The sequence below is a fragment of the Paenibacillus sp. JMULE4 genome, assembly GCF_013337105.1.
GTDB lineage: Bacteria > Bacillota > Bacilli > Paenibacillales > NBRC-103111 > Paenibacillus_G > Paenibacillus_G naphthalenovorans.
This window is the reverse complement of record NZ_SGWF01000015.1, coordinates 107922-120951: the sequence shown is the minus strand read 5'-3', so window position 1 is coordinate 120951 and position 13030 is coordinate 107922. Positions and strand designations below refer to the sequence as shown.

Annotated in this window: 13 protein-coding genes and 1 pseudogene; 11 read left to right on the top strand and 3 right to left on the bottom strand. The window is 48.8% G+C overall.

The genetic code is table 11. From position 1 onward, the window contains the following. Positions 1-14 precede the first annotated feature (14 nt). The 7 genes and pseudogenes from EXW96_RS27630 to EXW96_RS28590 form a co-directional block, all read left to right on the top strand. Complete coding sequence (locus EXW96_RS27630) at positions 15-1490, top strand: hypothetical protein (RefSeq protein ID WP_254611427.1); 1476 nt, start codon at positions 15-17, stop codon at positions 1488-1490. A 332-nt stretch (positions 1491-1822) separates the two neighbouring features. Beyond that, on the top strand, positions 1823-2722 hold the full coding sequence (locus EXW96_RS16710) for a LysR family transcriptional regulator (protein WP_174350987.1): 900 nt from the start codon (positions 1823-1825) through the stop codon (positions 2720-2722). Positions 2723-2882: 160 nt separating this feature from the next. After that, positions 2883-4526: an FAD-dependent oxidoreductase gene (locus tag EXW96_RS16705; protein WP_062410456.1), complete on the top strand. Its 1644-nt coding sequence runs from the start codon at positions 2883-2885 to the stop codon at positions 4524-4526. A gap of 177 nt (positions 4527-4703) precedes the next feature. After that, complete coding sequence (locus EXW96_RS16700) at positions 4704-5792, top strand: ABC transporter substrate-binding protein (RefSeq protein ID WP_074729452.1); 1089 nt, start codon at positions 4704-4706, stop codon at positions 5790-5792. Between the two features lie 7 nt (positions 5793-5799). Next, positions 5800-6576, top strand: a complete 777-nt coding sequence (locus EXW96_RS16695; RefSeq protein ID WP_074729450.1) for an ABC transporter ATP-binding protein — start codon at positions 5800-5802, stop codon at positions 6574-6576. A 4-nt stretch (positions 6577-6580) separates the two neighbouring features. Next, positions 6581-7378 carry an ABC transporter permease gene (locus EXW96_RS16690; RefSeq protein ID WP_174350986.1) on the top strand — a complete coding sequence of 266 codons (798 nt, stop codon included), beginning with the start codon at positions 6581-6583 and terminating at the stop codon, positions 7376-7378. Between the two features lie 276 nt (positions 7379-7654). Further along, a pseudogene (locus tag EXW96_RS28590) lies at positions 7655-7798 on the top strand (NAD(P)H-quinone oxidoreductase); the annotation flags it as partial. On the opposite strand, the gene EXW96_RS16685 reads toward EXW96_RS28590, so the two are convergent. Both EXW96_RS16685 and EXW96_RS16680 read right to left on the bottom strand, forming a co-directional pair. Further along, positions 7752-8045 carry a 4-hydroxyphenylacetate 3-hydroxylase N-terminal domain-containing protein gene (locus EXW96_RS16685; RefSeq protein WP_375256460.1) on the bottom strand — a complete coding sequence of 98 codons (294 nt, stop codon included), beginning with the start codon at positions 8043-8045 and terminating at the stop codon, positions 7752-7754. The pseudogene EXW96_RS28590 and the gene EXW96_RS16685 sit on opposite strands and share 47 nt — an antisense overlap. Before the next feature lie 17 nt (positions 8046-8062). Then, on the bottom strand, positions 8063-9523 hold the full coding sequence (locus EXW96_RS16680; RefSeq protein WP_174350984.1) for a 4-hydroxyphenylacetate 3-hydroxylase family protein: 1461 nt from the start codon (positions 9521-9523) through the stop codon (positions 8063-8065). 349 nt (positions 9524-9872) lie between these two features. Here EXW96_RS16680 and EXW96_RS16675 point away from each other — a divergent pair, with 349 nt between their 5' ends. The 4 genes from EXW96_RS16675 to EXW96_RS16665 are packed head-to-tail and all read left to right on the top strand — an operon-like array spanning position 9873 to position 12461. After that, positions 9873-10652 carry an ABC transporter ATP-binding protein gene (locus EXW96_RS16675; RefSeq protein ID WP_174350983.1) on the top strand — a complete coding sequence of 260 codons (780 nt, stop codon included), beginning with the start codon at positions 9873-9875 and terminating at the stop codon, positions 10650-10652. A gap of 16 nt (positions 10653-10668) precedes the next feature. After that, entirely contained in the window at positions 10669-11475 is an 807-nt protein-coding gene (locus tag EXW96_RS16670; protein ID WP_254611426.1) for an ABC transporter substrate-binding protein, read from the top strand. Next, on the top strand, positions 11435-11692 hold the full coding sequence (locus EXW96_RS27625; RefSeq protein ID WP_254611425.1) for a substrate-binding domain-containing protein: 258 nt from the start codon (positions 11435-11437) through the stop codon (positions 11690-11692). The genes EXW96_RS16670 and EXW96_RS27625 overlap by 41 nt, the downstream gene beginning before the upstream one ends. A gap of 1 nt (position 11693) precedes the next feature. Further along, positions 11694-12461, top strand: coding sequence for an ABC transporter permease (locus EXW96_RS16665; protein WP_174350982.1), 768 nt, complete (start codon positions 11694-11696; stop codon positions 12459-12461). A 4-nt stretch (positions 12462-12465) separates the two neighbouring features. On the opposite strand, the gene EXW96_RS16660 is transcribed toward EXW96_RS16665, so the two are convergent. Beyond that, on the bottom strand, positions 12466-12888 hold the full coding sequence (locus EXW96_RS16660) for a winged helix-turn-helix transcriptional regulator (RefSeq protein WP_054818644.1): 423 nt from the start codon (positions 12886-12888) through the stop codon (positions 12466-12468). Positions 12889-13030 lie beyond the last annotated feature (142 nt).

Sequence of the window (13030 nt, the reverse complement as noted above, 5' to 3'; positions counted from 1 at the left end):
TCTCGGAGGATGAAATGAAACGTATTGCGGTAATGATATTCGTGCTGATGATGCTGCTGCCGGCAGCAGCACAGGCGCACATCGTCAATGAAAGCAATCTATACGACGATATCGCGTTTTCCGAAGCGCGGGAAAACATCGTTTATTTGAGCGGGCTCGGCGTCATCCCATACGAGCACGGCGCGCCCTTGTTCAAGCCGAAGGACAAGCTGTCGCGTTCCGATCTCGCTTATTGGGCCGGTTCGTTTCGCGGCTTGGGGGCGCAGCAATCGGATCCGCAGGCCGTTCGGCAGGCGGTCTTGGCGGAGGGCGGCGTTCCTAGCCTGGATGGGAATGCGACGGTGCGCGATGTCAATCAAGCTTACTTTCAAGGGCGGGCGGAGTTGAACGGGTCGGAGGAGCTGACAAGAGAGCAGTTCGCTTCGCTCATGGCGGTTTATTTGACGACAAAGGTCAACGGACAAACGCTGTTCGAGCAGGCGGGCTATTCGCCCGGTCCGTCCGGGACGGTCGAAGCCGTCGCCATGAAGGAGAGCCAAGGCGCTGACGGCAAGACCGTCAGGACGTATGCCGTCACGATTCAGGGCGTCACGCTCGAGTTAAGCGAACACCCGAGAATCCTGTATGCTCCTGTCGACCCCGGCCTGTGGAAAGGAAAAAGCATCCGGGAATCGTGGGTAATGAACAAGCGTGAAGGCGGACAGCAACTGCAGCTGATTTCGTTTGTCAAGCCGGCGGGGGCGGCTTCGAGCCCGCAGGAGGCCAACAGCGATGAGAAAGGTCAAGCCCATGCGCATCATATGTGTCAGGAAGGCGATTCCGACTGCGTTCCGGCCGGTGAAGGCGCAGGCTTTCCGGTCATTCCTGCGGCGGCAGGGGCAGTGGCGGCCGTGCTCCTGTGCTGGTTATTGATCAAAAAAGAGCTTGAATTCCAACAACAATTAGGAGGATTCATGATGTATGTCATTTATATTCGTGACGGCCGCAAAGGCGAGTTTTTAAAAGAGATTCGGTTTGAGGATGTCGAGAAATACCACAGCGGGCAATATTTGATGGCCGTCGCGGTCGGCTTTCTAAGCGTCTACGCGGGGATCAAGGCCTTGTGCGGAGACGAAGCGCCAGAGCGCAAAGACATCTCGATTCTGTCCGGTCACGGCGGTCCGGGGTTTCGCGATGCGTTCGAATATGTCACCCGTGCGGCGTCCCGCGGGGCGCTGACGGTTGACGTCAATTATCCGGTTGCCCAGTATGACCCGCATCGGGCCCAGTCGTACGCATTTGTCTTTTCACTGACCGACGGCCGGTCCGTAGAAGTATCGTTAAAGGAAGGCTTCCTGCCTCTGGAATTTTATGATTTGCTGGAGAAGGGAAGAGCGAGCACACGGACGGAAGCGGATGAGGAAAGGCTAGACGATTTGAAAAAGGAGCTCTGTGACCGGGCGCTGTCGATGCCTCTGGACGATCTGCTGGCCGTTAAACGGCTTTCCTGACCAGAGGAGGTATCCCCTTTTGCCCTTGCCCATGGTCAGAGTACCAGGGGTACCAGGGTACCGGAACGTTCTTTAGGAACGTTAACAGAGACCTGATAAGTTATAACACCAGGCGCAGCTAATGTAAAAGCTGCGTCTTTCTTGATTTACGGCGATGGCAACCGGGAGAAGCGTTGGTCCAGGCATGAATGGGTATGAAATGAATAAAAGTCGATTCACTAGGCTATTTCCTTTGGCAAGACGGACTGATAGAATAATGGTGTGCAGCAAGACTGAAATCCAGGTAGACGGTAACGCACGCGGAAAACAGCAGCATCAGGGAGGTATGGCGAGTGGAAATCCACCAACTGGAGTATATATTAGCCGTTGAAAAATACAAAAGCTTTAGTCTGGCGGCTGATGAAGTCTGCCTGTCTCAATCTGCGCTTTCCCATTCGATAAGAAAGCTGGAGGAAGAATTGGGCGTCAGAATATTTGAACGTACGACACGCTCTGTCCAGCCGACGCCGGCAGGGGCGCATTTCCTGATTTATGCCAAACGCATATTGGGAGAGATCAAGCGGGCCCGGCAGGTCATGCTGGAATATAACAATTTGGAACGGGGACATATGGTCATCGGCGCCATTCCCAACATCAGTTATTTAGGACTTACGGCGTTAATCGCTTCCTTCCAAAAGGCATACCCCGGCATCCATATCGAGATTCGTGACGGAAACAGTGATGAGCTGATTAAATGGCTGCAGGTATCGGAGATCGATGCCGCCCTTCTTACTCACTTGCATAATGAAAATTATGAAAAAACAATCGATTTCTATCCATTAATGAGCGATCAAGTCGTATTAATTACTCATGCCGCCCACCCCTTGGCCGATAAGAAAATGATTGATTTAGCGGAGGCCTCCAAAGAGAAATTTTTATCTATAAAACCAGGCTATGGGATGAGAAGCTTATGCGAACAAGCGTGCCAGGAAGCCGGTTTCGTGCCTAATATTATGTATGAAAGCAGTCAGGTGGAAACCATTTGCGGGTTGGTGGCGGAAGGGCTTGGCGTAGCATTGTTAACATCGCGGGTAGTCAAATTTATTCGACGTCCCGGAATCGCCATCGTGCGTCTTAAAAAAGAAATCAAAAGAACGACCGCCCTCGCCATACCTCGGGGCCCTGACATCCCTTCGGTTCATGCCGCTTTTCGGGACTTCACCATGCAGTGGATCAAACAAAACGCCAAATAGGTCAGCCCGTTTCGGCCTGCTCAAATCAAAGTCATCCTTACCCATTTATGAATTTCATTCATATCTTGAATCGAAAATATCGATTGTATTAATAAGTGGCGTGCTGTACTCTAACTTCAAGGACATTCAATTTATGTAACCAGAAGGGCAGGGTACCGGTTTGCTGAAAGAGGAATTCGAAAAATGGGAGACGGATGTTTTGATCGTCGGTGGGGGAAGCGCCGGGCTGCGTGCCGCTTTGGCCGCAAGGGAAACAGGGGCACGAGTGCTGGTTGTAAATCGTGGCGGTAAAACATATGGAGGGGCTACTTCATATTTAGATAAGTTGATTGAGGTAACCGGGCTTGCTGTGGCTCTTAACAAAGAAGATTCCGATCTTTATTACAAAGAGTTATATGATTTTGGGATGAAAGTAAATTCAAGAGAACTCGTTAGAACCTTCACCGACAATAGTGAAAAAGAATTACGATTTTTGGAATCGATCGGTGTAGAATTTGAACGCCAAGGAAACGAGTACGTCTGGATGCAGATTCCAAGTCATTCCAGGCCTAGAGTGGTTAAGGGCATGAGTGATTTCGGTACCGAAATATTAACGAGATTAGTCAAAGCTTGCGAAGAAAAAGGAGTGCAATTTTTGGCTCATACCGGAATTTATGAGATTATCAAAGATTCCTCCGGGCATCCCAGATGGGCATTAGGCATTCACAAAACGCAAAAATGTACCCAGCCGGTTCAAATCCGTTTTTCCAGTGTTATTATAGCAACAGGAGGGTTTGGAAATCTTTTTTCCTACGCGACGAACCCTCAAGGCAACGCCAGCGGAATGGCCATAGGTCTGGATTTGGGGGCTGCATTAACGAACCTGGAATTCATGCACATTCTTCCCTTATTCGTAAGCCCGATTCGCGGATTCTACATGATCAGTGCGCTATTGTCTCAAGGGAAAATCTTGAATACGGCCAAAGAACCGTTTTCCTCGGGATGGGATCATAGCAGTCAAGAGCCGGATACGGTTACTCAAGGAAATATCACCTTTGAGATTTGCAAGTGGATTGAAAAACAGCAGGAAATGGGCAAAGCTACTTCGGACGGCGGGGTTTATTGGTATGGAACACATCTTATCGATGTGATGAAGCATCGCATTCCCCGTAGCTTGGAGATGTTAAAGGCCCGTAATCTGGATTTAACGTCGCAGCCTGCGATCATAAGTTCCGGATGCCATCAGGCGCTGGGGGGAATAGCTATTAATCCGCAGGGTGAAACCGGGGTAGCCGGATTATTTGCCTGCGGGGAATGTGCCGGAGGGTTCCAAGGGGCTCAGCGTATGATGGGAACCGGAGTGATGGACGCCTTAGTATTCGGCAGCCGCGCAGGGCGGGCAGCTGCTGAAGCGATTGGACAACCTGGAACCAAGCATTGGGTCGTGATGAGCGAAGATGTGAATCGAACGCCTGAATTGACCTGCGATAAAGGGTTTAGACAATTGCATGCCTCCATGGACCGGATCCTCGTAACCAAAAATAAAGAAAAATTGCGTCGTGCCCAAATGGAAGTAGAGTCACTCCAAAAAAGCTTGGAACATTACCCGTTAAACGCCATTCCTTATAAAGATCGATTGCGGTATAGCGAGTTAAAGCATGCTGTATCCATTGCCCAAGCGTTTATTGCTTCCAGCCAGGCACGGGAAGAAAGCAGAGGCAGCTTTGTAAGAAGCGATTTTCCAGATCAAAGCCAACATTTTGATAAACAGTCGTTTGTTCATCGTATTCAACCCGATCAATTTCAAGTTGCGTTTCATTCATAGACGTTCAACCTATGGAAAGAAGCTTCCTTTACTGTATCGAACCGGATCAAGGCTCTTGATGCCGGTTCCGATCCGTATAGTGTCGGGTATCAACGGTAAAGTGTAAGCGCTAACAGATGATCTAGATTTTTTTACTATAAAATGATCTAGGTAAATAAAGAGGGAGGATCGATCAAAATGAAAAAAGCATGGGTTATGGTGATGGTTGCACTGCTTTGCGTTACTGCGGTTCTGGCGGGATGCGGGAATACCGGGGGCTCCGGGCAGCAAACACAAGGCACACCGCCGGAGAATAATGCCGGCGGCAAGCCGGCCGAGCAGGCCAAACCGGTTAAGCTGCAGATCGGGCTGCTGAAATTAACCAGTTCCGCTCCGATTTTTATCGCCATGGAAAAAGGATATTTCAAAGAAGAGAATATTGAAGTGACTCCGCAATGGTTTGAGGCGGCCCAGCCGATTGCCGTAGCGACAGCCTCCGGCAGTGTGGAAGTAGGGGCGACAGGCATTACGGCAAGCTTATACAACATGATTGCAGGCGGACAAAAATTGCTTATCGTAGCAGACAAAGGAAGGGAACAAAAAGGGTATTCCTCCTCCTCCTTGCTGGTTCACAAAGATTCGCAGATTCAAAGCATTAAAGATCTCAAAGGCAAAAAGATCGGCGTGACCCAGACAGGCTCCACCTTCCATTATATGGCGGGACGTTTATTGGAAAAGCACGGACTCAGCTTATCGGACGTCGAAATCACTCCGCTGGGCAAGCTGAACGCGATGAACGACACGTTAAAGAGCAAACAAGTGGATGCGATTCTTACGGCCGAACCGAATATCAGCTATATTTTGAACGAAGGGTACGGGAAAGTGATCGCCAATGTCGGAGACGAAATCGATTATCAAATCTCGGCTATTTTCTTCTCGCAGAAGTTTGCCGACGACAAAGATGCCGCCGTGCGCTTTATGACCGCATACGCCAAGGCAGCCCGTTATTATTATGACGCCGTGCTGGTGAAAAAAGACGGACAACCGGTACCGGGCGCAAACTATGACGAAGTGATCGACATCATAGCCAAGTACACGGATCAGCCTGCGGAGCTGGTTAAACAAGGCCTTCCCTACATGGATCGCGACGGCAGACTGCTGGCCGAAGACATCAAAACCCAAATTGACTGGTATTTCAAAAACAAGATGATTGAAAAATCGATCGACTACAAAACGATTGTGAATACGGAGCTGCTTGAAGAGGGCATTAAGAGGTTAGGGAAGTGACACACCTATGAGAATTGTAATCGACGGCGTGGAAAAAAGGTTTAAAGACACAAAGGGGAAGGAAGTTACCGCATTAACCAATATCAATTTCGTCATTGAACAGCAGGAGTTTGTCGTGCTGGTCGGACCCAGCGGCTGCGGTAAATCCACCCTGTTAAATATTGTAGGAGGGCTGCTCTCTCCAACTGAGGGCAGCGTATATTTTGAAGGCTTAAAGGAGGACAAGACACCGAATTTAGGGATTGTGTTTCAGGAAATCGCACTTTTTCCATGGCGGACCGTTTATCAAAATGTCGTATACGGCTTGGAAGAAAGAGGCGTGAGCAAGAAGGAGCAGCGCGAAATAGCGAAGCATTATATTGATATGGTCGGTCTGAGCGGATTCGAATCGGCCTATCCGAAGCAGCTTTCCGGAGGGATGAGGCAGAGAGCAGGGATCGCCCGCGCTCTTGCCATTCAGCCTGATTTGCTGCTGATGGATGAACCGTTCTCCGCTTTGGATGCGCAGACACGCACGCTGATGCAGGAGGAGCTGCTGACGATTTGGAACCAGACGCGGCTGAGCACGCTGTATGTCACCCACAACATAGACGAAGCGGTATATTTGGCTGACCGGGTCATTGTATTGTCGCGTCATCCCGGACAGATCAAAAGCATCATCCATATCGATATGCCCAAGATAGGCCGGAATCAGGAGCAGTTTCGGCTTCAATTCGATGAGTATGCCGATCAAATTTGGCAGCTGATCCGCCATGACGCAGCGGAAGCGCTGAAGGAGGGATAAGGCAGTGGCGGAAACGATAAGAAAATATATAACCAACAAAGTCGCCTTTCTCGAGCAAAGGGTTCCTGTATATGCTCCGGTTTTAGGCATAACCTTCATCGTAGCGGTATGGGAAATCATAGGCCGATCGGGCTTGATTTCTCCCTTGTTTCTTCCGTCTCCTACCAGTATTCTATCCGCAGCATGGGAAATGATCGTGAAGGGAGAGCTTCATCCGAATATTTTGGCCAGTCTATACCGCATTATCCTGGGTTATCTTCTGGGAGGCAGTATTGGCATCATCGTCGGGCTGCTGCTCGGATTTTCCAAATGGGCGGAATCGGTGGGGACTCCCATCTTGTTCTCTTTTTACCCGATTCCGAAAATCGCTCTTTTGCCGCTGATCATTCTATGGCTCGGCATCGGAGAATTGCCCAAAGTGACGATGATTGCTTTAGGCGTATTTTTCCCGGTGGTGATCAATACGTATTCCGGGGTCAAGAATGTCGATTCGACCCTGATTAAGGCGGCCGTCACGTTTGGCTCGAATCATTTGAACGTCGTACGCAAGGTCATCCTGCCGGGTTCGCTTCCGGTGATTTTTGCCGGATTGAAGCTGGCCGCAGGAACGTCGCTGCTGCTGCTTGTAGCGGCGGAGATGATTGCGGCCAAGGAAGGCATCGGAGCGATGATACTGCACTACGGCAACTTGATGATTACAACCAAGCTCATGGTTGGCGTCGTATTGCTTTCCGTGATCGGGCTGATTTTTAACCGCACCCTGGACTTTTGGAACGAAAATGTTTACCGTGGAAATAAATGAAAATCTTTTGCCATATGCCTGATGAAACGATTGTCCGGTAAACGCATCATACATTGACGATTGATGGATATAATGATATATTTTTTTTATTCAAAACCGTTGTTTCATAGGTTAAAATCATATGATTACATTTCAAATAGGCTTACCGGATCACTGGCAGCTCTTAAAATTCCCTGGTTTACATCGGGATTTTTAAGAGCTTTTATTTTTTGTCCGGTACAGCTCCGGGGCATGGTTTGGAATGGAGATACAGCATGATGCAGAAGGAGTAAGCAAATGATGAAATGCGTAATCATGAAGGATATTGGCGGGGCCGATTGCCTGGAAGTGCGGGAGGCGCCGATGCCTGAGCCCAAGCCGGACGAAGCTTTAATTAAGGTGCATGCGGCGGGAATTTGTTATCATGATCTGCTGGACAGATCGGGTAAACTGCATGGCCCGAAGGCCGGGAACATTTTGGGACATGAGGTGTCCGGAGAAGAAAGGCTATATTGGCACGGGATTTGTCTCCGCGATAAGTCAATTGATCGCGCGTATCGGGTTCATTCTGCTTATCCAGCAGTAAGGCGATGTTATGCACGGTTGCCGCAAATGCAGGATGATGCGCCACATTGCCGACCGCCTGGTTTCCCAGCCATACCTTGCGGCCGTCATTTATACGTTCCATATACTGTTTGCCCAAGCTCATGGTTCATTTCTCCTTTCTTCCGTAATGGTCCAAAACCGCTCCAGCCGTTTCTCCAAAGCGGTTTTATCGGATGCAAGGTATTGTAAGGCATACATTCGCGAAGCTTCCCCGGCATACAATCTTTCGTACAGTTCGTGGCGGGAGCCGAGCGGGCTGCCCACAATATCCCACGCTACTTTTAAGAGCTTTATTTTTTGGGATGCGGAAACGGTGGCTCCCCGATAATAGGTTTCCAAATATGCTCTAATCTCCCCGCTGTTTTCAACCGTTGTCGAAGGAGTTTGCGTATAGCCTCCGGCTCCGATTTGCTGCAATATTTCAATCGCTCTCGGATAGTATCTCATTCCAAGGTTTCGCGCGGTTTGCAATGGAATGGGAGAGGGGGTCAGCATGCCGAATTGATCTTTTTGCGTTACAATTTCCGATGCGTGCAGCAGCCCCTTGATGCTTTCGACCTGGACAATTAACTCTCCCAATTTTTCCTGCACGTTCAAAAAGGAATCGACGCCGATCGATTCGGCCAAAGCGATGCCGAGACCGGTAATAAACTCCAGTTTGGACACCAGGCGGACGACGGTTTGATGGAAGGTCAGCGCGTTGCTTTTCAGCGTATTATAGAACTTCCAAACGGCCTCCGGATTGCCGTGCAGCAAAACCCTGTCCCATGGAATGAATACATTATCGAAAACGATGACGGCGTCCATTTCGTCGAATTGGGCGCTTAGGGGGTGTTCATCTATGTCGGTTGATGCGTACGATTCCCGGCATATGATATGAATGCCCTGAGCATTTAACGGGACAATCAGCGCATGAGCATATTCAGGATGCGTATCCTTTACCCGATAGTTCGGGGCAATGATCAAATCGTGGGCGTAAGGCGCGCCAGTGGCAACGGTTTTTGCGCCCTTGATATAGATGCCTTCACTGGTCTCGCGCACAATTCTGAGATGAGCGTCAGGATCGCTTGCCCCTGCGGCATCCTTCGAACGGTCGATTTGCGGATTGCCGAACGCTTGAATCACGAAGCGATCCTCATCTCTTGCTATCTCGTAAAACCGGCGAATTTTCTCCGGATACCGCTCGTCGTACTGGCGAAACATCTCGCTTGTGGCATGCCAGCTGGTAATCAGAGTGCGTCCGAATTCAGACAATCTGCTCATCACGCCAAAGGTGGCATCCGCCCATATCTTGAATGCTTCTTTTCGCTGCTTTAAATGCTCCGGCGCCGTTGGAATCAGGAAGGCATTATGCACATATTCGCCGGTCTTGGGACTGCGAAATCCGATTTTCTCCCGCATACCGGGTTCGTCGAGCATATTAAACAGCTTTTCAAGCGTCCGTAACGTTCCGGTAAATGCGGGATGAGTCGTTATATCTTCAATTTTCTCACCATTCAGCCAAACGCTCCGCCCATCTTTTAAACTTTGAATGAAATGTTTTCCCCTGGTTGTCGTCATTCTCTTGGCCTCCATCTTCCTTCATTGCCAATGGACATAAAAAAAGACACCCTTGTCAATGATGGTCAATGACAGAGTGTCTCCGGCGGTCCGGTAGAACAGTATTCCAATATATTTACTAGGCATTCTATCATTTTATTTTTCATTCTGTCAATAGTAAATAGATTGTTGATCGGCCGGCCTATCCTGCATGTATAAGTAAACTGCCGGAATGAGATTTATTCATTTTGGTTTTATCTAAAAAGCAGGTTGCAAAAATAAACAAGGTATACTAAAATAACCTTACATTAATACCAACTATATTAATTGGAATTATAGGCAATGGTTAGGCAAGGAGGTGAAACCAAAATTGGGAGCCGGGGTTTTGGTAGAGGTATCCGAGGTGAGTAAAGCATATAAGGCCGCAGGTAAAAACGAACAAATATTAAGCGGCATCTCGCTTCAGGTTAAAGAAGGGGAAATCATCTCTATTCTTGGCCAAAGCGGCTGCGGGAAAAGCACGCTTCTCAATCTGATAGCCGGTTTTGACACGCCCGATAGAGGAACGATCTATACCGCGGGTATCGAAGTGAAAGAACCTGCTAAACGTTGTGTGATGCTTTTTCAAAATTATGGTTTATTGCCGTGGCGGTCGGTTTTGAAGAATGTCGAGCTGGGATTGCTGGATTTAACGGAAGCCGAAAGAAGGAGCAGAGCGCTTGCCTATCTTAAGCTCGTAGGGTTGGAGGACCGGGCCGATCACTTCCCGCATCAATTGTCGGGGGGGATGCAGCAAAGAGCTGCATTGGCGCGTGCATTGGCGATCCGGCCGCAAATTATTTTAATGGACGAGCCCTTCGCAGCGTTGGATACCTTTACCAGATATTACTTGCAAAATGAGCTTTTGAATATTCATGCCAATGAAAAAACGACCATCCTTTTAGTCACTCACGACATTGATGAAGCGGTATTTTTGTCGGACCGGGTATTGATTATGAGTGCCGGCCCCGGACAAATTCGCAAGGAAATACCCATTCATTCCAGCCGGCCAAGGGATAGGGGGCATTCGGATTTTCAGCACTACCGGAAGTTGATTTTGGACGAATTCCGATTGACGGGCCCGCAGGCGAATGAAGAATATAGTATTTAAAACAGGAGGCATATTCATGAACATCCGCAATAAAGCCGTCATTTTAATTTTACTTGTGGTCATGCTCATCCATCTTGCAGCTTGCGGGAAAACGGAGGGGGATTCCGGCCATTCGTCCGCAGATTCGGATCTGAAGACGATTAAAATCGGATATTTGCCTATCACCCATGCGGCTCCCCTGTACATTGAAGAGGAACTCGGCAAACAACATTTCAAGCATTTTAAATTGGAGCTGGTGAAATTCGGGTCCTGGCCTGATTTGATGGATGCTTTGAATACGGGCAGAATCGACGGCGCTTCCGTATTGGTTGAACTGGCCATGAAAGCGAAGGAGCAGGGCATTGACTTGAAGGCCGTTGCGTTGGGGCATAAAGACGGCAATGTGATTGTGGCCTCCAACGATATCCATCAAGTGGCCGACCTCAAAGGGAAGAAGTTTGCGATTCCCCACAAATTCTCGACACATCATGTTTTGCTCTATGAAATGCTGAAAAAAGCCGGTCTCCAGTACAGTGATGTCGATGTCGTTGAATTGGCCCCGGCGGAAATGCCGGCTGCGCTGGCGGAAGGCAGAATTTCCGGTTACGTTGTCGCCGAACCGTTCGGCGCGAAGTCGGTCGTGATCAAAAAAGGCAAGGCTTTATTCCAATCTGAAGAAATCTGGAAAGATTCCGTGGACTGCGCTCTGGTGATGCGGGGCGAAATTCTTAATAACCACAAAGAAGCGTCGCGGGAATTTATCACCGAATATTTGAAAGCGGGGGAGAAAGCGGAGCTTAAGGATGAAGACCAGATTGAAAGCGGGGGAGAAAGCGGAGCTTAAGGATGAAGAGGCCAAACAGATTTTGCGCAAATACATGAATATAGAAAAAGACGTATTAGATTTGTCTCTGCAGTGGATTTCCTACGGGGATCTAAAACTTACGGAGGAAGCCTATGAACAGTTAAGACAATACATGATCGAAATGGGCCTATCCAATAACCCGCCATCCTTTCAAGATTTCGTAGATAATTCATTCATCGACCAGGTGAAGGGATAGTATGAAAAGCTTCAGGACTCTTACAAACGTTTTGGTCAGCATGGTCCTTCTTATCGTGATATGGCAGGCTATCGTTCTAATTGGAGGCTATAACGACTCCCTGCTGCCTGCTCCTTTATCCGTAGGGAAAGCGGTGTTGAGGCTGCTTTTGGATGGAACGTTATGGACCCATTTGCAAGTGAGCTTGCTCCGATTCGCGGCGGGTTATTTTTCCGCCTCCATTACGGCCATCGTGCTGGGGCTTCTGCTGGGCAGGCTGCCTGTTCTGTGGGGGTTTGTCGACCCTATCGTGCAAGTGATCAGACCGGTTTCCCCGATCGCATGGTCTCCGTTTATCGTGCTTTGGTTTGGGATCGGGAACGCACCGGCTATTGTTATCATCTTCCTGGCGGCTTTTTTCCCGGTACTGCTTTCTACGGTGACAGCCGTAAGGAAAATGGATGTGACGTATTTGAAAGTGGCTCAAAATTTGGAGATCGGCCGGTACCATCTGTTCAGTAAAATTATATTGCCCGCTATTTTTCCGTTTATCGCCAATGGCCTGCATATCGCAGTAGGCACATCGTGGATATTTCTGGTATCAGGAGAGATGGTCGGGGCCCAGTCCGGCTTGGGTTTCATGATTGTGGACGCCAGAAATCAGCTGCGGCTGGACTTCGTATTAGCGGGAATTATTTTTATAGGTCTTTGCGGCCTTCTCCTGGATCGAATCATTCGTTTGCTGGAAAGGTGGATGGACAAGCAATGGGGGATCATCAGAGAATCCTGATGCGCTAAATTTCCACCACATCGATATCTTCCACGTTCTTTTGACAATGAGGACAGTAATAGGCCGGTTCGATTTCATGGCTGCAGGCTCGATGGACCAACTTTTTGTAGCATTTCACAAGGTGCTGCCGGCCCCAAAGGATCAACGAATTAAATACGTGCTCCAAGTCCTTTCCGCTATCGGTTAGCGTGTACTTGTACCGGGGCGGGTGATCCGAATAAAGGCTGGAGACGATAAGCCCGGTATCCTCCAGATATTTCAACCGCTCGGACAACATTTTCGAGGAAATGCCGGACAGCGACTTCTTGATTTCGTTAAATGTCGTTCGTCCCACCAAGATGTCATGAATGATCAGAAGAGTCCAGCGGTCGCCGATGATATTCAGGGTTTGCGCAATATTGCACGGTAAATCGTAGCGTTCTTTCATGGTTCAATTCCTCCGGAAGACGTTTTTTCAACGGTTTTCACTAGGTTAATAAAGGATACTAAGTTAATATTATAATCTATATCATCAGGTATTGGAATGCCTCTTGGGTATGGATTCCTATGCAAAATCACAGATTGAGGAG

What these genes read in the sequence shown, in the direction of transcription:
- EXW96_RS16665 (WP_174350982.1), top strand. Translation starts at nt 11,694, where the DNA reads ATGAAAAGCTTCAGGACTCTTACAAACGTTTTGGTCAGCATGGTCCTT.
- EXW96_RS16660 (WP_054818644.1), bottom strand. Translation starts at nt 12,888, where the DNA reads ATGAAAGAACGCTACGATTTACCGTGCAATATTGCGCAAACCCTGAAT.
- EXW96_RS27630 (WP_254611427.1), top strand. Translation starts at nt 15, where the DNA reads ATGAAACGTATTGCGGTAATGATATTCGTGCTGATGATGCTGCTGCCG.
- EXW96_RS16685 (WP_375256460.1), bottom strand. Translation starts at nt 8,045, where the DNA reads ATGGAACGTATAAATGACGGCCGCAAGGTATGGCTGGGAAACCAGGCG.
- EXW96_RS16695 (WP_074729450.1), top strand. Translation starts at nt 5,800, where the DNA reads ATGAGAATTGTAATCGACGGCGTGGAAAAAAGGTTTAAAGACACAAAG.
- EXW96_RS16700 (WP_074729452.1), top strand. Translation starts at nt 4,704, where the DNA reads ATGAAAAAAGCATGGGTTATGGTGATGGTTGCACTGCTTTGCGTTACT.
- EXW96_RS16680 (WP_174350984.1), bottom strand. Translation starts at nt 9,523, where the DNA reads ATGACGACAACCAGGGGAAAACATTTCATTCAAAGTTTAAAAGATGGG.
- EXW96_RS27625 (WP_254611425.1), top strand. Translation starts at nt 11,435, where the DNA reads ATGAAGACCAGATTGAAAGCGGGGGAGAAAGCGGAGCTTAAGGATGAA.
- EXW96_RS16670 (WP_254611426.1), top strand. Translation starts at nt 10,669, where the DNA reads ATGAACATCCGCAATAAAGCCGTCATTTTAATTTTACTTGTGGTCATG.